Source organism: Mediterraneibacter massiliensis (assembly GCF_001487105.1).
GTDB classification, from domain to species: domain Bacteria; phylum Bacillota; class Clostridia; order Lachnospirales; family Lachnospiraceae; genus Mediterraneibacter; species Mediterraneibacter massiliensis.
Genome location: NZ_LN913001.1, coordinates 251,398 through 268,675 on the forward strand (window position 1 = coordinate 251,398; position 17,278 = coordinate 268,675).

At 45.5% G+C, this 17,278-nt stretch carries 16 protein-coding genes; 15 read left to right on the top strand and 1 reads right to left on the bottom strand.

Annotated elements, in window-relative coordinates; all coding sequences use genetic code 11:
* Window positions 1–165 carry a cbb3-type cytochrome c oxidase N-terminal domain-containing protein gene (locus BN3282_RS15605; RefSeq protein WP_408606317.1) on the bottom strand — a complete coding sequence of 55 codons (165 nt, stop codon included), beginning with the start codon at window positions 163–165 and terminating at the stop codon, window positions 1–3.
* Window positions 166–302: 137 nt separating this feature from the next.
* Here BN3282_RS15605 and BN3282_RS05430 point away from each other — a divergent pair, with 137 nt between their 5' ends.
* From BN3282_RS05430 to BN3282_RS05500, 15 genes are all read left to right on the top strand, one after another.
* Window positions 303–1,832: an ABC transporter ATP-binding protein gene (locus BN3282_RS05430; protein ID WP_205408554.1), complete on the top strand. Its 1,530-nt coding sequence runs from the start codon at window positions 303–305 to the stop codon at window positions 1,830–1,832.
* Complete coding sequence (locus tag BN3282_RS05435) at window positions 1,829–2,926, top strand: ABC transporter permease (protein ID WP_059067275.1); 1,098 nt, start codon at window positions 1,829–1,831, stop codon at window positions 2,924–2,926. Before BN3282_RS05430 ends, BN3282_RS05435 begins: the two co-directional genes overlap by 4 nt.
* The gene (locus BN3282_RS05440; RefSeq protein ID WP_059067276.1) at window positions 2,919–3,911 is read left to right on the top strand and encodes an ABC transporter permease; all 993 of its coding nucleotides are present in this window, start codon (window positions 2,919–2,921) and stop codon (window positions 3,909–3,911) included. Before BN3282_RS05435 ends, BN3282_RS05440 begins: the two co-directional genes overlap by 8 nt.
* 1,016 nt (window positions 3,912–4,927) lie before the next feature.
* On the top strand, window positions 4,928–5,836 hold the full coding sequence (locus BN3282_RS05445; protein ID WP_059070297.1) for an Rpn family recombination-promoting nuclease/putative transposase: 909 nt from the start codon (window positions 4,928–4,930) through the stop codon (window positions 5,834–5,836).
* 533 nt (window positions 5,837–6,369) lie between these two features.
* On the top strand, window positions 6,370–6,894 hold the full coding sequence (locus BN3282_RS05450) for an RNA polymerase sigma factor (protein WP_059067278.1): 525 nt from the start codon (window positions 6,370–6,372) through the stop codon (window positions 6,892–6,894).
* Between the two features lie 2 nt (window positions 6,895–6,896).
* Window positions 6,897–8,978, top strand: a complete 2,082-nt coding sequence (locus BN3282_RS05455) for a beta-propeller domain-containing protein (RefSeq protein WP_059067279.1) — start codon at window positions 6,897–6,899, stop codon at window positions 8,976–8,978.
* Between the two features lie 65 nt (window positions 8,979–9,043).
* The gene (locus BN3282_RS05460) at window positions 9,044–9,805 is read left to right on the top strand and encodes a TatD family hydrolase (RefSeq protein ID WP_059067281.1); all 762 of its coding nucleotides are present in this window, start codon (window positions 9,044–9,046) and stop codon (window positions 9,803–9,805) included.
* 93 nt (window positions 9,806–9,898) lie between these two features.
* Entirely contained in the window at window positions 9,899–10,795 is an 897-nt protein-coding gene (rsmA, locus tag BN3282_RS05465; protein ID WP_059067284.1) for a 16S rRNA (adenine(1518)-N(6)/adenine(1519)-N(6))-dimethyltransferase RsmA, read from the top strand.
* Window positions 10,796–10,908: 113 nt separating this feature from the next.
* The gene (locus tag BN3282_RS05470; RefSeq protein WP_059067286.1) at window positions 10,909–12,279 is read left to right on the top strand and encodes a citrate/2-methylcitrate synthase; all 1,371 of its coding nucleotides are present in this window, start codon (window positions 10,909–10,911) and stop codon (window positions 12,277–12,279) included.
* A gap of 9 nt (window positions 12,280–12,288) precedes the next feature.
* The gene (locus tag BN3282_RS05475) at window positions 12,289–13,236 is read left to right on the top strand and encodes an alpha/beta fold hydrolase (protein ID WP_059067288.1); all 948 of its coding nucleotides are present in this window, start codon (window positions 12,289–12,291) and stop codon (window positions 13,234–13,236) included.
* A 53-nt stretch (window positions 13,237–13,289) separates the two neighbouring features.
* Window positions 13,290–13,538 (top strand): hypothetical protein, encoded by a 249-nt coding sequence (locus BN3282_RS05480; RefSeq protein WP_059067290.1) that lies wholly within the window; start codon window positions 13,290–13,292, stop codon window positions 13,536–13,538.
* Between the two features lie 76 nt (window positions 13,539–13,614).
* On the top strand, window positions 13,615–14,391 hold the full coding sequence (locus BN3282_RS05485; protein WP_059067292.1) for a prolipoprotein diacylglyceryl transferase: 777 nt from the start codon (window positions 13,615–13,617) through the stop codon (window positions 14,389–14,391).
* Window positions 14,392–14,402: 11 nt separating this feature from the next.
* A complete protein-coding gene (locus tag BN3282_RS05490; protein ID WP_059067294.1) occupies window positions 14,403–15,128 on the top strand; it encodes a DUF5058 family protein in 726 nt (241 codons plus the stop codon).
* Window position 15,129: 1 nt separating this feature from the next.
* On the top strand, window positions 15,130–15,798 hold the full coding sequence (locus tag BN3282_RS05495) for a hypothetical protein (protein ID WP_059067296.1): 669 nt from the start codon (window positions 15,130–15,132) through the stop codon (window positions 15,796–15,798).
* Between the two features lie 39 nt (window positions 15,799–15,837).
* A complete protein-coding gene (locus tag BN3282_RS05500; protein ID WP_059067298.1) occupies window positions 15,838–17,274 on the top strand; it encodes a M20/M25/M40 family metallo-hydrolase in 1,437 nt (478 codons plus the stop codon).
* The last annotated feature ends 4 nt before the right edge of the window (window positions 17,275–17,278 follow it).

A 17,278-nucleotide genomic window follows, 5' to 3' on the forward strand; every position in this document is an offset into this window, starting at 1 on the left:
TCAGGCGAACTTCATGTATTTGCAGGTCCACTTAAAGGCGTGACTCCGGATGGCGAAGAATATGAAGTAAAAGAAGGCGAATATTATCATGAGCAGGAAGAACAGTCCGCACCATCTTGGCTGTATATCATTGACGGATGTAATGTGGTGGAATAGTCTGCGCACATGCTAACGATTTAGGTAGGAAGGGTGCCGGTTTTTCGGCACCTTTCCATTTGTATATGGAGGCTGAACACCGGTATACATAAGAGAATCTAAAGGAGGGTGAAGAATTGGGTGAGACGATAGAATATGCTGTAAAAATGCATGGCGTTACAAAGACATTTGGAAAAGTGATCGCCAATAAGGATGTAAATCTGGAGCTAAAAAAAGGAGAGATCCTGGCGCTCCTAGGAGAAAATGGAAGCGGCAAGACGACTTTGATGAATATGCTTTCAGGAATTTACTTCCCTGACCATGGAGAGATCCATGTAAATGGAAAGGCAGTTATGATCCGTTCGCCCAGAGATGCATTTTCTCTTGGAATTGGAATGATCCATCAGCACTTTAAACTGGTAGATGTCCTGACAGCGGCAGAGAATATTGTCCTGGGACTGGAAGGAAAAGCCGTGGTAAACAGGAAAGAAGTGAATCAAAAAGTAGCGCAGCTTGCGGATCGTTACGGATTTGAAATGGAACCGGCGAAAAAAGTCTACAATATGTCTGTGTCTGAGAAACAAACAGTAGAAATACTAAAAGTCCTGTACAGAGGGGCAGATATCCTTATCTTAGACGAGCCCACGGCTGTTCTGACGCCGCAGGAGACGGATAAGCTGTTTGCAGTGCTGAAAAATATGAAAGAAGATGGAAAATCTATCATCATTATAACGCATAAGCTGCAGGAAGTGCTGGCAATCTCGGATCGTGTCGCTATCTTGCGAAAAGGAGAATATATCGGAGTGGTGGATACGGCAGAGACGGATCAGGCACAGCTTACAGAAATGATGGTGGGGCGTCCGATCAGTCTGGAGATTGAGCGGGCACGGACAGAACGAGGACCGGAGCGGCTCCAGGTAATCGATCTGACTTGTCTGAACGGAGATGGCGTAAAAGCGCTGGATAATGTCTCTTTTAATGCATATGGAGGAGAAATCCTGGGAGTGGCAGGTATTGCGGGAAGCGGACAGAAAGAACTATGTGAGGTGATCGCAGGACTGTATCCTTCAATAGGTGGTTCCGTTCTCTACAACGGCAGCAATGATGACGGAGAAGTCAAAGAGAGGATACTCGGGCTGAAACCGGATGAGATCGTGAAAAAAGGGATTTCTATGGCGTTTGTGCCGGAGGACAGGCTGGGAATGGGTCTGGTCGCCAACATGGATATGACGGATAATTGTCTGCTGCGTAGTTATAAGAGTAAAAAAGGGATGTTCGTAGACCGAAAAGCACCGCGTGAGCTGGCAAAGAAACTGATCGGAGATCTGGAGATCGTTACGCCGGGGGTGGAAACTCCTGTGGGACGACTGTCAGGGGGAAATGTGCAGAAGGTGCTCCTGGGAAGAGAAATTGCATGCAATCCATCCGTGCTGATCGTGGCATATCCTGTGCGGGGACTGGATATCAACTCCTCCTATCGTATTTACGATCTGTTGAATGAGCAAAAGAAAAAGGGTGTGGCAGTCATCTTTATAGGCGAAGATCTGGATGTACTGATGCAGCTTTCTGACCGGATCATGGTCATGTGCGGCGGAAAAGTCAGTGGGATCGTCGATCCTCGTGAAGTTACGAAAGAAGAGATAGGGCTTATGATGATACATACAGAAACAGCAAAAGAAAAGGAGGTGGGCGCATGAGTGCAGGCACAGGACAAAGAAAAGAACCTCTTATCCGTATGGTGAAAAGAGATACACTGTCCCAGCAGAAGACCTGGGGGATTCGTGGAATTGCTTTTATTCTTTCCCTTGTGACAGGAGGACTTTTGATATTGGCTCTGGGACACAATCCGTTTTCCGTTTATGCTTCCATGGTAAAAGGAGCATGGGGTTCCCGTACTGTCATACATGAGACGATCAAGATTGCGGTACCACTTTTGATCACAGCTATTGGAATTTCTTTTGCTTTTAAGATGAAGTTCTGGAATATAGGAGGAGAAGGACAGATATTGGTAGGAGCGGTGGCTGCAGGGGCGTTTGGATTGTTTACGGCCCATATCTTTCCGAAACTGCCTTTAGTGCTTCTTATGATGCTGGCGGCGATCGTGGCAGGAGGTATTTACGGTCTGCTTCCGGCTGTCTGTAAGGCGAAATGGGGGACAAATGAGACACTCTTTACCTTGATGCTGAACTACATAGCACTTGCTTTTGTTAAATACCTGATGAATGGCCCATGGAAAGCAGAAGGGAGCAGTTATCCGAAGATTGGTATGCTCGTTCCGGGGGCAAGGCTGACAAAAGTATTCGGTGTCCATTGGGGTTGGATCCTTGCCTTACTCCTGGTTGCTGCGGCATATGTTTATTTCAATAAGACAAAACAGGGATATGAGATCGCTGTTGTCGGAGAAAGTAATAATACAGCACGGTATGCAGGGATTAATGTAAGCAAAGTATTTATCCGCACGATGTTTCTTTCCGGTGCGCTGTGTGGTCTGGTGGGTATGCTGCAGTTTGCAGGCGCCGATTACACGATCACGGAGAGTACTGCCGGAGGCGTAGGATTTACTGCCATTACAGTTGCCTGGCTGGCAAAAATGAATCCATTTGGCATGCTTGTCGTATCTGTATTCATTGCCATGCTTGAAAGAGGAGCGAATACCATACAGACGAACTTCAAAATTCCGGCGTCAGCGTCTGATCTGCTGATCGGTATTATTTTGTTTTTCATGCTGGGATGTGAGTTTTTCATTTCTTATAGATTGATTCGCAGAGGAAAGGAGGAAACACATGCTTAGTACATTGAATAGTTTGTTTATCGCGGCAGTACTTGCGGGTACTCCACTTCTTTTAGGCGCTTTGGGAGAGATACTGACAGAAAAGGCAGGAAATTTGAATCTTGGCGTAGAAGGTATGATGTTCATGGGAGCGATCACCGGACTTGCCGGTTCCTATTACTACGAACAGGGGGTGGTGAAGGCCGGAGGAAACCCCAACGGTGTCCTATCTGCTTTGATCGCACTGCTCGTTTCTTTTCTCGCAGGGGCTTTGGGGGCGTCTATTTACGCATTTCTTACGATTTCTCTGCGGGCGAACCAGAATGTGACCGGTCTGACGCTGACGATATTTGGCACGGGTTTTGGGAATTTCTTTGGCGAATATATCGGACAGAAAGCCGGTGGCTATGTGGCTGTATCAGAGGTGACGAAGAATGCATTTTCCAAACTGCATATTCCGGTATTATCGGATATACCGGTTCTTGGGAAATTGTTCTTTCAATATAACTGGGTCGTATATTTTGCTATCGCAGCTGCGATCATTTTAGGATGGATCTTCAACAAATCGAGGATTGGATTGAATTTGCGGGCAGTGGGAGAAGATCCGGCGACTGCGGATGCGGCAGGAATCTCCATCACAAAATATAAATATATCGCTACGATCATAGGCGGAGGGATCTGCGGGATCGGGGGTATGTATATGAGCATGGTCACGACATCTGGTGTGTGGGTGCATGGGTGCGTCAGCGGCTACGGCTGGCTTGCGGTTGCTTTGGTTATCTTTGCGACATGGAGTCCGGCAAGAGGAATTCTTGTGGCTCTCATTTTCGGCGGGCTGACGATTATGCGTATGTACGTAAACATTCCGGGACTGCCTGCGCAGATCTATGACATGCTGCCTTATGTAGCGACGATCGTTGTCCTGATCGCTACAAGCATGCGACAAAGCAAAGAACACGCACAGCCAAAAAGCTGCGGAAATAATTACTTTAGAGAAGAAAGATAAGAGGAATATAAATTTAATTGACGAACTGCCTTATAGAAAAAAGGTAAAATTTATATAGAAGGTACGCAAAGAAACACTATGTCAGAACACAGGACAGGACCCGCTTTACCTCATCCGTTCGAGTGGTTCTAAGCACAGAACATCGACGTGTCCATTGGAACACGCAGATGTACTGCGCTAAGAACCAGGCGAACTGTATTCGGAACGCTCCTGTCAATGCCCTGCTTATCTGACATAGTGTTTCTTCGCTGTCTCTTCCAATCAGAAGTTTCACTCTACTATCAGAAGGCAGATTCCTCAATTAAATTTCAGAAAAAAAGACGACCTCACGTTGCTACAGACTTCCAAACAGAAGTGTTTTTGCCTTCTGGCGGAAATGCGCAGCAGCGTGAAGTCGATTTTTTAAACAGAAACATGAACTTAAGCGGCGAAAGTGTATGCATGAAATCTGTGTTTTGCGTGAGCGAGGAATTTAGGCGCAGCCCTGACGAGCGATGCAAAATACACATTTCATGCGCCCTTTTGCCATTTGACTGCATATTTCTTTTGGATACTTCCGCAGTGTTAGCTCAATTCCGCCTCCGCTTCATTTCGCTATCGGCAGTCGCCGAATGAAAAGGAACAGATCATACCCTGTTTGCATACAAGTATGACACATGACATGATCTGTTCCTTTTCGCACTGCTTGTTGCTCCGTTAAATTTATATTTATTTTATTGTAGTTTATCTTCTGTTGTGTTAAGGTAAAACTATCTTTTTAGATGCGCATCTATAAGAAAGAGTCTTGTGTTTTTCCAAAAGCACAGTCTGATGATCTGCTCTGTACAGATCATTCTGTTTTATCCGGTTGCCGGATCGTCGATATATCCGGATCTTTATCCGGGATATTCACAAACATTTACCCAAAGAAACAAAATCACATATTTGTGCCGGGAAAATTTTATGTCACAGGCAATTTAGGGAAAAGTGTTGTAAACCGGCAGGCTTTTCCCTATAATGAAAGGAGAAAAGTACAGATGAAACTAAAACAAAAGCCATTGAAGGATTTGAACCTGCTGGATCGTTTTTTATTCGCGCAGGCGGCGGACGACCCGGATACCATGCGGGATATACTGGAGATCATCTTAGGGAGAGAGGTTGTATTAAAACTGCTGCCCCAGACGGAAAAGGAACAGCGCTCCCATCCTTTAAACCGTTATGTGCGGCTGGATGTATGGGCCATGGATGAAGAGGACACGGTATATAATACAGAAGTCCAAAAAGAGAACACGGGAAATCTTCCGAAACGGAGCCGCTTCTATCAGGCGCTGATCGACTCGAATCTGTTGGCTCCGGGGGAGGTGGGCTTTCAGAAGTTAAATCCCGTGTATATCATCCTGATCTGTCCCTTTGACCTGTTCGGATACGGATTGTACCGCTATACCTTCCGTATGCAGTGCGAGGAAGTACCGGAACTTTCGTTAAAAGATGACGCTGTCCGTATCTTCCTCAATACCCATGGAACGAATACCGAAGGGGTGTCGGAAGAACTGGTGGAACTCCTCAAATATATGGAGCACACCACAGAAGAAGTGAGCAGAACCTGCGCCAGCGAGCGAATCCATAATATCCAGAAGCGCATCCGGGCAATCAAATCCAGTGAAAAGATCGGAGTGAAGTATATGCAGGCATGGGAAGAAAAGATCATGGAACAGAATAAGGCACGCGAGGAAGGAATACGCGAAGGCCATGTTTCCGGATTGAAAGAAGGAATCTCAAAAGGTCACGCTTCTGGATTGAAAGAGGGGATGGCGCGGGGAGAACTGAAAACACTTCAGGAATTAATAGAAAAGAAAGGCCAAAAAGGATATTCCGTTGAAGAGATAGCAGAGATGTTGGAAACAGATATAGAAACTGTACAGAAATTACAGAAAAATAAAATATAAATTTAACTGACAAAAGAAATATGCAGTCAAATGGCAAAAGGGCGCATGAAATGTATGTTTTGCATCGCTCCTCAGGGCTTTGCCGAAATTCCTCGCTCACGCAAAACATACATTTCATGCATACACTTTCGCCGCTTAAGTTCATGTTTCTGTTTTAAAAAATTGACTTCACACTGCTGCGGACTTCCAAACAGAAGTATTTATTTCCTTCTGATAGTGGAATGAAACTTCTAATTGAAAGAGACAGCAAAGAAACACTGTGTCAGATAAATGGGCCCTGCCCTGTGTTCTGACACAGTGTTTCTTTGTGTATCTTCTATAGTTTTTTCCGTTTTGAATATAAACTTGAATGCGGAAGAACGTAAGCGCGATAACTGTATGTTGCAAAAGCGAGGAATTTCGGCAAAGCCCTGACGAGCGTTGTAATATGCAGTTATCGTGTGACCATTCTTTTGTCAGTTAAATTTATATATAATCATGCAACAAAACCATTTATATTTTACTCTAATATACAGAAAGGAAGGAGGCGGCACATGAAGAAGGAGGATGAGAAGCGGGAGTTAGCGTTGATACGAAAGGCCAAAAGAGGAGATGTAAAGGCGTTTTCAGCGTTATATGCACAGATTTATACGGAGCTATACAAATTCGCCTTGTATACGCTGAGACATCCACAGGATGCGGAAGATGCAGTGAGTGAGACGGTTATGGCAGCGTATGAGAATATAACGAAATTAAAATCCGAAACAGCATTTCGAAGCTGGATATTTACGATACTGGCCAATCAGTGCAGAAAAAAATTCCGTGGACGGGAAAAAGGAGATGAACTGACCGAAGAACTGGCGCAGCCGGAAGCGGATCACGCACAAAATCTGGATGTACGGGCGGCGTTTGGTACATTGAATGAAGAAGAAAGAATGATCGTGTCGTTTTCTGTATTTGGCGGGTATAAAAGCAAAGAGATCGGTGAGATACTGCAGCTTGGGTCGGCGACAGTGCGCTCAAAAAAGAACCGCGCTTTAGAAAAAATGCGATGTGTATTAGAGCAGAAAGGGGAGTAGAAATGGGATTGGATGAAAACATGGATGAAAACAAGGGTGCCCGAACAGAAGAACAGCGTATAACAGAGAAGATCACAGAAGATGCCAAGAAGATAGAAATCCCAGAATCTTTGCAGCCGGATGCGGTGGAGAAGATGTTGGAACAAAGTCAGAGAGGAAAGCAGCGCAGAAAGCAAAGAAGGAGAAGGGGAATTTATACAGCGGCAGCAGCAGCCTGCATTTGTTTCGCAGTCGGAACAGCTGCCGTACAAAACGGATGGATGAAGGAGACAGCGGGAAACATAACCAAGACAGACAGAACAAAACGGCAGGTCAGATCTTCCGAAGCAAGTGTGCCAACTAAGATTGCATCTGCAGATGGATATGAGGATATTTACGCATATCTGCAGGCGGAAGTAAAAGCGCAGGAAGTACAGGCGAGGCAGCAGGCAGGAGAGCTGGCAAAAAGTATGAATGAAAGTGCGGAGGCAGAGAGTGCGTCAGATGCAGGAGTACAGTCATATGGTGTCGGGGAGACAGCGCCGGCTTCCGACGGATATACAGATACAAATGTACGTGAGATGGGAGTAGGTGAAGGGGATGTCGTAAAGACAGACGGGAAGAACCTTTATATACAGAACGGACAGAATATACAGATCGTGAGTATTGCAGGCAAAGAGATGGAACAACTTGCCTCTATACATCTAGAGGAGGAAAAGCAGATATATGAATTATATATAGAGGGTGATTCTCTTCTGGTGGCGTATACAGAGACTGTGTACGAGAAGGAAGCGCAAGAAGACGAAGACAGCGGAGCAGGAGAAATCAGCAAGGATGTGGCGTATCTTGGAGATGTATATAACTATACAGGAATCGCAGTTTATAATGTTGCTGAACCATCCAGGCCGGAACTTGTAGATACCTTTACACAGAGCGGCGTATTCTATACCATGCGGGTGAAAGACGGTTACGTGTATCTGCTGAGTCATTTTTATGCGGATCTGCCGGAAGACAGAAATGCGATAGAAAGTTATATCCCTGAAGTACAGGGGAAAACTTTGGAAAGCAGCAGGATCTTTCTTCCACAATATCAAAGAGGAAGCCAGTACACAGTGATCTCTTCCTTTGCTGTTGCAGAACCTTCAAAGAAGACAGACAGTGCAGCGGTATTCGGAAATGCAGGACTGTACTATGTGAGCGGCGAGAATATCTATATATGTGAAGACGATTACAGCGGCGAGGAAACGGAAGTGACCCAGACTTGTATTCGTAAGATCGGATATAAAGACGGCATGCTGGAAGCAAAAGGACAGATAAAGTTAGATGGTATACTGCACGATTCTTTTAGCATTGATGAATATAAAGGGAACTTACGGCTGGCAACGACGGTAAGCCAGACAGGTGATCAAGCAGTCCCGCTGTTAAAGAGCAGTGTGGCAGAGGAACCGGGAACGGAGATAAAAGACAGCAATTCCCTCTACGTACTGAATGCAGATCTGGAGATAACAGGAGAGATCCATGATCTGGCAGAGGGTGAACAGATTTATTCTGCCAGATTTATAGGGGACACGGGATATTTTGTGACATACCGGCAAACGGATCCTCTTTTTTCGGCAGATCTGTCAGACCCGGCAGAACCTAAGATCATCGGAGCGCTGAAGATACCGGGATTTTCAGAATATCTGCATCCTTTTGGCGAAGGGAAGCTTTTAGGGATCGGCATGGATGTAGATGAGACAGGAACGGTGACAAATGGCGTAAAGGTTTCTATGTTTGATATTTCAGATCCTTCAGATGTAGAAGAAGTACAGAAATATATTCTGGAAGATACGTATTCTACAGATATAACCTACGATTACAGAGCAGCGCTCATAAGTGAAGAAAAGAATCTGATCGGTTTTACCGCTTATGGGCAGACACAGATATATTATGTTCTTTCTTATGACAATGAGAATGGTTTTACCGTGCGTTTTTCAAGAGAAATGATGAGTTACGCAGAAATCAGAGGACTTTATGTTGGAGAGACTTTTTATCTGGTGGCGGGCAATATAGTAGAGGCGTACACCATGGATACATTTGATAAGATCGATGATATTGTGTTATAATTGGAACTGCAATTCGGGGCAGGTTCTCTGGATGGGAACCTGCTTTATTATGTGGAGGAATATCTATGATTTTTGATACACATGCACATTATGATGATGCGCAGTTTGATGATGACAGAGAGCATATTTTAGCTTCCATGGAGGCGGCAGGTATCGGCGGGATCGTCAATGCGAGTTCGGATACAGCATCCTGGGAGAAGATCATTTCATTGACAGATACCTATTCTTTTCTTTATGGCGCGATCGGCGTCCATCCGGATGAAGTAGGACAGTTAAATGAAGAAAATTTCTATTATATGGAAAAACTGCTGCAAAGAGATAAAATAGTGGCTGTCGGAGAGATCGGGTTAGATTATTATTGGGACAGGGAGAGCCGCAGGCAGCAGAAATACTGGTTTATCCGTCAGCTTGAGCTTGCCAAAAGGCTGCAAAAGCCGGTCATCATACACAGCCGTGAAGCGGCGGCGGATACAATGGAGATCATGAAAGCACATGGAATGGATCTTGACGCAGTGATCCATTGTTATTCTTATTCCCCGGAAATGGCGAAGGAATATGTAAAGATGGGATACTATATCGGGGTCGGTGGTGTCGTCACTTTTAAAAATGCAAAGAAATTAAAGCAAGTCGTACAGGAGATCCCGCTTACGTCTATCGTACTCGAGACGGACTGTCCTTATCTGGCTCCCGTACCGTATCGGGGTAAGAGAAATTCTTCCCTGTATCTTCCATATATCGCACAGGAGATTGCGGAATTAAAAGGGATCTTTGTGGAGGAAGTCATCGCACAGACCGAGAAAAACGCAAAACAACTGTACCGGTTATAAAAATTGTGGAAACGGCAGCAGGCACAGTGCTTTTGTACAACGCACGTAAAGGGAAGCGTTTGAATATACGGACAACAGAAAGGATCATAAAATATGAAAGAAAACAGAAAAGCTCCTACGCTGGGAGATCCGCAGAACACTATTGCGGTGCTTAAGAAATATAGTTTTGTATTTCAAAAAAAATATGGGCAGAACTTTTTGATAGATCCTCGTGTACTGGAAAAGATCATAGACTGTGCCGGTATCACAGAGGAAGATTTTGTCTTGGAGATCGGTCCGGGAATCGGGACAATGACGCAGTATTTGGCATGCACGGCGAAAAAAGTAGCGGCGATCGAGATAGACAAGGCGCTGATACCTATTTTACAGGATACATTGTCCGGGTATGACAATGTGACCATTATCAATGAGGATGTGCTGAAAGTAGATATTGCAGAGCTTGTGGCCAAGGAGAATGGAGGAAAGCCGATAAAAGTTGTCGCAAACCTTCCATATTATATAACGACGCCGATTATTATGGGGCTGTTTGAGAGTCAGGTGCCGCTGAAAAGTGTTACGGTCATGGTGCAGAAAGAGGTGGCGCAGAGGATGCAGGCAGGACCTGGTACAAAGGACTACGGAGCTCTTTCTTTGGCAGTGCAGTATTATGCGAAGCCATATCTGGCGGCCAATGTTCCGCCCAATTGCTTTATGCCTCGTCCCAAGGTGGGGTCAGCAGTCATCCGTTTGGAAAGATACGAAGAGCCGCCTGTAAAGGTAAAAGATGCCGGACTTTTGTTCCAGATCATCCGTGCTTCTTTCAATCAGAGAAGAAAGACCCTTGTCAATGGTCTGAAGAATTGTACACAGCTGTCTTTTGCGAAGGGAGAGGTGGAGCAGGCGCTTGCCCGGCTGCAGATAGACGGTAATGTGAGAGGGGAAGCCTTGACATTGGAACAATTTGCGGCGTTGGCAGATGCACTGGCGGATAGAGAAAATGGTGAAAAGTGAGGATTTATTCGGCATAGTTCATAAATATTTAATAGACATTTGATTGTATAAAATGCTGATTTTTAGTATAATAAGCACATATGAAAACTAGAATGAGTAAGGAGGCAGGGCATATGAACAAAGATATTGACAGTATTTTTTTTGCTATTACCCCCAAGATCGAAGAACTTGCCCTTAAATGTGAAAAGAACAATGAGATCGACAAAGAGCTATACACAAAGTATGAGGTGAAACGAGGTCTGCGTGATCTCAACGGAAAAGGTGTCCTGGCCGGTTTGACGAATATTTCGGATGTATGTGCATCGAAGATCGTAAACGGAGTAAGCGTTCCCTGTGAAGGAAATCTCTATTACAGAGGGTATAATATCAAGGATCTGGTAAAGGGGTTTTTGGATGCGCAGCATCCTGGTTTTGAAGAGACGGCATACCTTTTGTTATTTGGCGATCTTCCAAATAAGCAGCAGCTGGCGGAATTCCAGGAGATGATCGCACAGAGAAGGACCCTGCCGCCGAATTTTGTGAGGGATGTCATTATGAAAGCGCCGAGCCGCGATATGATGAACAGCATCACAAGAAGTATCTTGCAATTATACTCTTATGATAAAAAGGCAGACGATACAAGTATCCCCAACGTTTTAAGACAGTGTCTGAATCTGATAAGCCAGTTCCCCATGCTTATGGTGTATGGGTATCACGCGTATAACTATAAACGAGGCGAAGATTTGTATATTTATGCACCTAAACCGGAGCTTTCTACAGCGGAAAATATTCTGATGATGTTAAGAGAGAACCGGAGTTATACGAAGCTAGAGGCAAAGATCCTGGACATGGCGCTTGTACTCCATATGGATCACGGCGGTGGTAATAACTCTACGTTTACGACCCATGTGGTGACCTCCTCAGGAACAGATACGTATTCGACCATCGCTGCGGCAATGGCTTCTTTGAAGGGACCGAAACATGGCGGTGCGAACATCAAAGTTACGCAGATGTTTGAGGACATGAAAGCGACGCTGACAGACTGGTCTGACAAGGAACAGATACGGCAGTATCTTGTAGACCTTCTGGATAAAAAAGTGTTTGACCATAAGGGACTGATCTATGGAATGGGACACGCCGTTTATTCTATATCAGACCCGAGAGCAGACATATTCAAAAAGTTTGTAAAGCAGCTTGCAAAAGAAAAAGGACATGAAGAAGAGTATGCGTTGTATGAAACTGTGGAACATATGGCGCCGGAGATCATAGGAGAAAAGCGCAGAATGTATAAAGGTGTAAATGCCAATGTAGACTTTTACAGCGGGCTGGTATACCGCATGCTGGATCTGCCGCCGGCACTTTATACACCAATCTTTGCAACGGCTCGTATTGTCGGCTGGAGTGCACACAGACTAGAAGAACTGAAAAATGTAGATAAGATCATCCGTCCAGCTTATAAGCCGCTTGCACCGTACCGTGAGTACATAAATTTAGATGACAGGTAGTGAGTAAACATGAAAGATGAGTTTTATTTCCCCTCAAAGGATGGAAATACAGAGATCCACACAATAGAATGGAAGCCAGAAGGCAGTGTAAAAGCAGTCCTGCAGCTTAGTCACGGCATGGTAGAATATATCGACCGTTATGATGAGTTCGCCCAGTTTTTGTGTAAAGAGGGTTTTTATGTGGTGGGGAACGATCATCTTGGCCATGGAAAATCGATACAGAGTAAGTCGGAATATGGATTTTTTAATGAGAAATACGGAAATGCGTGCGTTTTGGGAGATATGCATACCCTTCGTCTGCGCACGAGCAAAAAATATCCCGGTGTGCCCTACTATATGATGGGACACAGTATGGGCTCCAGTCTTCTCAGGCAGTATATCCAGATGTATGGAAATGGATTAAGCGGAGCTATACTGATGGGAGCCGTGGCAGACAAAAACAGAGGGCTTTTGAAATGTGCAAAGCGCTTGTGCCGTATCATAGCGGCGTGCCGAGGCTGGCACTACCGGAGCCGTCTGATAGACAAGATAGCGATCGGGTCCTACAACAAACGCTTTAAACCGGCAAAGACAAGAGCGGATTGGATCACCAGTGACGAGAAACGTCTGGAGGCCTATGTGTCTGATCCCTTATGTTCCTTTATATTTACCGTAAATGCATATTATCATATGTTCAGCGGGATGTTAAGCATGCAGAAGAAAGAGAGCATTTTTATGATCCCTAAGAACCTGCCTATCCTGATCCTGGCAGGAGCAGAAGATCCTGTGGGAAACTGCGGGAAAGGAGTGCGGAAAATATACGAACAATATAAAGCGGCCGGGATACAGGACATCATGCTGCGATTGTATGCTGGGGACAGACATGAGCTTCTCAACGAGACAGACCGCATACAGGTATATAAAGACATTTGGGAGTGGCTGGAGAATAAAAATATAAAGATTGACAATAGAAAATGAAACATATATAATATTTTTATGAAAAAAACATAAAATATTTACGGAGGAAGAAAATGGCAGTAGCATCATTAGTTTTAGGTATTGTTTCTATTGTGATCGGAGTATTCTTTGGAAGCTTCGGACTTGTTGGCGGCGTGATCGGTATCGTTGGCATCATCCTGGGAGTACAGGGGAAGAAAGATCCGGCGAAAAAAGGCATGGCGACAGCTGGTTTCGTATGTTCCATTATCGGTACGGTACTCTGTCTGCTCATGTATATTGCGTGTGCAGCATGTGTTGGCGGAATCGCAGCTTTAGCATAATATTAACGTAAAGGGAATGAGTGAGAAGAGGAGTGCTTATGCATTCCTCTTTTTCAGCGCATAGGAGTGGTGGGAGATGGGATTTCAGATCGGAAAGTTTACAATACCGTATTATGGTCTTTGTATTGGGACAGGTGTGCTCGTGGCAGCGCTTGTCGGCTGCATACTGGTACGCCGGTTTCATAAGAAATATGATGATTTTATAGCGCTCGCCGCCTGTGCGGCACTGGGCGGGCTTTTGGGGGCTAAGCTCTTATATCTTGTTGTCTCCTGGAAAGATATTGATTTTTCCAGGCTGACAGACAGGGCGTATCTCTCCATATGGCTGTCAGGCGGTTTTGTGTTTTACGGAGGGCTGATCGGGGGGCTGATCGGCGTATTCTTTTGTTGGAAGATCTTCCATATACAGGTGCTGGAATATGCTTCCATTGGAATTCCCTGTATCCCGATCGTGCATGCCTTTGGAAGAATGGGGTGCAGCGCTGTGGGCTGCTGCTATGGAAGACCGTATACAGGGATGGGAGCGATCACTTACACGGAGTCGCTGATCGCGCCAAATCATATAGCGCTCTTTCCGGTACAGATGACAGAGGCAATGTGCAATCTGGTGATAGCAGTGATCCTGATCGTATATATATGCAGGAAGCAAAGAAAGACCAGAAATAGTTTGCTGTTATATCTGATGCTCTACGCGCCGGTGCGTTTTGTGCTGGAGTATTTTCGTTATGACGATGCGGAGCGGGGGATCATACATGGGTTTTCCACTTCCCAGTGGATCAGTATGTTTGTCTTTGGGACGGCACTTTTGTGTTATATCATCAGAAAAAGGAAAAAAAGTACAAAGAATTTATGAGGAGGTTTTTTATGTTTGACGCAAACAGTACATTTTTATTTGTGTTGGCAGGAGCGGTTATCGTTTTTGTTATAGCGCAGTCGGTCTTTTTTCTTGTGCGGGCATACCGCAGAGGAAAAGCACTTAACATGGATATGAAGCAGGTGCGGAAAATGATGCTGTCGACGGCGGTGTTTACTTTTGCCCCGGCGGTATCCATCCTTCTGGGGATCATTACATTGTCGAAGTTTTTAGGTCTGCCGCTTCCCTGGCTCCGTCTGAGTGTGATCGGAGCTATTACGTATGAACTGCCGGCGGCCACGACGACGGCAAATGCCTTAGGGATAGGCGCGCTCTCTACGACGATCACGGATCCAAAAGTTTATACGGCTATTGCCTGGGTCATGACGCTGGGAATCTTTCCGGGTCTTATCTGGGTACCGCTTTTTATCAAAAAGATCCAGGGAGGTCTGGTAAAGCTTAAAAATAAGGACAGCAAGTGGGGAGACATTGTTATGACAGCGTTATTTCTGGGTATGATCTCGGCATTTCTGGGAATGGTATTCGCAGATATACGCGAAGGGTTAAAAGGCTGGATACCGATCTTTGTTCTCTTGTTTTCTGCATTTTTAATGGGAATCTGTGGGATCCTCGTGAAGAAGTGTCACATGAAGTGGCTGGAGAACTATGCTTTGCCGATCAGTATGCTGGGCGCTATGGTTTTTGCGGTATGTATTACGCCGCTGATAGGAGGTTGATATGATGGGGAAAAAAGGAAAGACCTATGATGATATGACACATATGTACGGACGCATATGGATATTGTTAGCACTGGGTATGATCTTTGCCTATCCGACAGTGACTTGTATTTATTATGATGCATGGCCGGGAATCATGCCGGTATTAAAAGGGCTTTTGGGTGTGGCTCCCATCTTTTGGACAGTGGGGCTGATCGAAGTCATAACCTTTGTGCCTATGCTGGGAACCGCAGGCTCCTATCTCGCCTTTGTAACAGGCAACCTTACGAATTTGAAAGTACCGGCAGCGCTGACAGCGATGGAAAACGCGAAAGTTAAGCCGGGTACAGAGGAAGGAGAGGTGATTTCTACGATCGCCGTGGCGACTTCTTCTATCGTGACGACAGTGATTATAGCCGCAGGAGTAGCCTTGCTCGTGCCTTTGACACCGATCTTGAATTCTCCGGTATTAAAACCGGCATTTGACAATATACTTCCGGCGTTATTCGGAGGTCTTGCGGTTGTCTACGTGAGCAAGAACTGGAAAATCTCTATTGCCCCGCTTCTATTTATGATCGTGTTATTCCTTCTGGTCCCGTCACTTTCCAGTTCGGTAGGGGTGCTGGTTCCAGTAGGAGCGTTGATCGCGATCGGTGCGGCGAGAATTTTGTATAAGAAGGGAAAACTGTAAAAGTTCGTAGAAATGATCTTTATAGGAGGAGAGGATTATATGATCATAGTATGGATAGTACTGGCTGTTATCGCGTTATTTTTGGGCATAGTATTGCTGCGCGCGGTGATGTTTGTGCCAAAGGGGGAAGTGAAGGCTTCCGGCAGTCCGGTTACATTAGATGAAAAGAAAATCGTAGACGACATGGTGGAAATGATACGTTGTAAGACAGTTTCTTACAATGAGGAGAGTCTGATAGATCAAGACGAATTTGTAAAATTTCAGAATCTGCTCCCTCGTTTATATCCAAGTGTACACGACGCATGTACACGGGAGTTCGTAGGGGAGAACGGCATGCTGTATCACTGGAAGGGAAAAACAGAAAAGGAGCCGGTCGTTTTAATGTCCCACTATGATGTGGTGCCTGCAGAAGAGTCGCTATGGGAAAAGCCTGCGTTTGAAGGAATCGTGGAGGACGGCGTGATCTGGGGGCGAGGGACACTGGATACAAAGGGAACTTTCTGTGGGATCATGGAAGCGGCAGAAAAACTGATTACAGAAGGGTTTGTACCAGAACATGATATCTATTTTGCCTTTTCAGGACAGGAAGAGATCAATGGACCCTCCTGCCCGGCGATCGTAGACCTTCTGGAGGAAAGAGGTATCCGGCCGGCATTAGTCGTAGACGAAGGCGGCGCAGTGGTGGAGAATGTATTTCCGGGAGTAGACAGAGAGTGCGCTTTGATCGGGATAGCGGAAAAGGGTCTGACAAATATTGAATTCAAAGCAAAGAGCAATGGAGGACATGCTTCTATGCCTCCGGTACATACGATCGTAGGAGAGCTGGCGCAGGCAGTGACAGATGTAGAAAATCATCCGTTCCCAAGGCAGATCACAAAACCAGTCCGTGAAATGCTAGACACGTTGGGCAGACATTCGAGTTTTGCCTATAAGATCTTATTCGCGAATCTGTGGTGCCTGGAAGGTCTGTTCGACAAAGTGTGCCGTGCTTCCGGCGGAGAATTAAATGCGATGGTGCGGACGACCTGCGCGATGACGAAGATGGAGGGAGGAAAGGCATTTAACGTTATTCCTCCTTCAGCTTCCATAGGCATGAATCTGCGGCTTTTGGGAAAGGACACGGTAGAGTCAGCGAGGGAGTATCTGGAAAAGACCATACACAATCCCCATATCGAGGTATCGGTATATGAGGGAAGAAATCCTTCCAGAGAATCTGATACAGAATGTGCGGAGTACAAACGTCTCTGCCAGGCGGTCGCAGATACATGGACAGAGGCGATCGTCTCTCCCTATTTGATGATGGCATGCAGCGATTCCTGGCATTACTGCCGGATTACAGACCGGGTATACAAGTTTTCGGCGATGAAGCTTTCAAAAGAGGAACGTGGAATGATCCATGGGAATAATGAACGGGTGCCGGTCAAGACGCTAGTAAAAACGGTAGAATTTTTTGTGCGGCTGATGAAAATGTGTTAGGAAA

Bases quoted from the DNA above. Each gene is read 5' to 3' on its own strand.
- BN3282_RS05470 (WP_059067286.1), top strand. From the start codon at position 10,909: ATGAACAAAGATATTGACAGTATTTTTTTTGCTATTACCCCCAAGATC.
- BN3282_RS05460 (WP_059067281.1), top strand. From the start codon at position 9,044: ATGATTTTTGATACACATGCACATTATGATGATGCGCAGTTTGATGAT.
- BN3282_RS05435 (WP_059067275.1), top strand. From the start codon at position 1,829: ATGAGTGCAGGCACAGGACAAAGAAAAGAACCTCTTATCCGTATGGTG.
- BN3282_RS05485 (WP_059067292.1), top strand. From the start codon at position 13,615: ATGGGATTTCAGATCGGAAAGTTTACAATACCGTATTATGGTCTTTGT.
- BN3282_RS05430 (WP_205408554.1), top strand. From the start codon at position 303: ATGCATGGCGTTACAAAGACATTTGGAAAAGTGATCGCCAATAAGGAT.
- BN3282_RS05490 (WP_059067294.1), top strand. From the start codon at position 14,403: ATGTTTGACGCAAACAGTACATTTTTATTTGTGTTGGCAGGAGCGGTT.
- BN3282_RS05455 (WP_059067279.1), top strand. From the start codon at position 6,897: ATGGGATTGGATGAAAACATGGATGAAAACAAGGGTGCCCGAACAGAA.
- BN3282_RS05495 (WP_059067296.1), top strand. From the start codon at position 15,130: ATGATGGGGAAAAAAGGAAAGACCTATGATGATATGACACATATGTAC.
- BN3282_RS05480 (WP_059067290.1), top strand. From the start codon at position 13,290: ATGGCAGTAGCATCATTAGTTTTAGGTATTGTTTCTATTGTGATCGGA.
- rsmA (WP_059067284.1), top strand. From the start codon at position 9,899: ATGAAAGAAAACAGAAAAGCTCCTACGCTGGGAGATCCGCAGAACACT.
- BN3282_RS05475 (WP_059067288.1), top strand. From the start codon at position 12,289: ATGAAAGATGAGTTTTATTTCCCCTCAAAGGATGGAAATACAGAGATC.
- BN3282_RS05450 (WP_059067278.1), top strand. From the start codon at position 6,370: ATGAAGAAGGAGGATGAGAAGCGGGAGTTAGCGTTGATACGAAAGGCC.
- BN3282_RS05445 (WP_059070297.1), top strand. From the start codon at position 4,928: ATGAAACTAAAACAAAAGCCATTGAAGGATTTGAACCTGCTGGATCGT.
- BN3282_RS05500 (WP_059067298.1), top strand. From the start codon at position 15,838: ATGATCATAGTATGGATAGTACTGGCTGTTATCGCGTTATTTTTGGGC.
- BN3282_RS05440 (WP_059067276.1), top strand. From the start codon at position 2,919: ATGCTTAGTACATTGAATAGTTTGTTTATCGCGGCAGTACTTGCGGGT.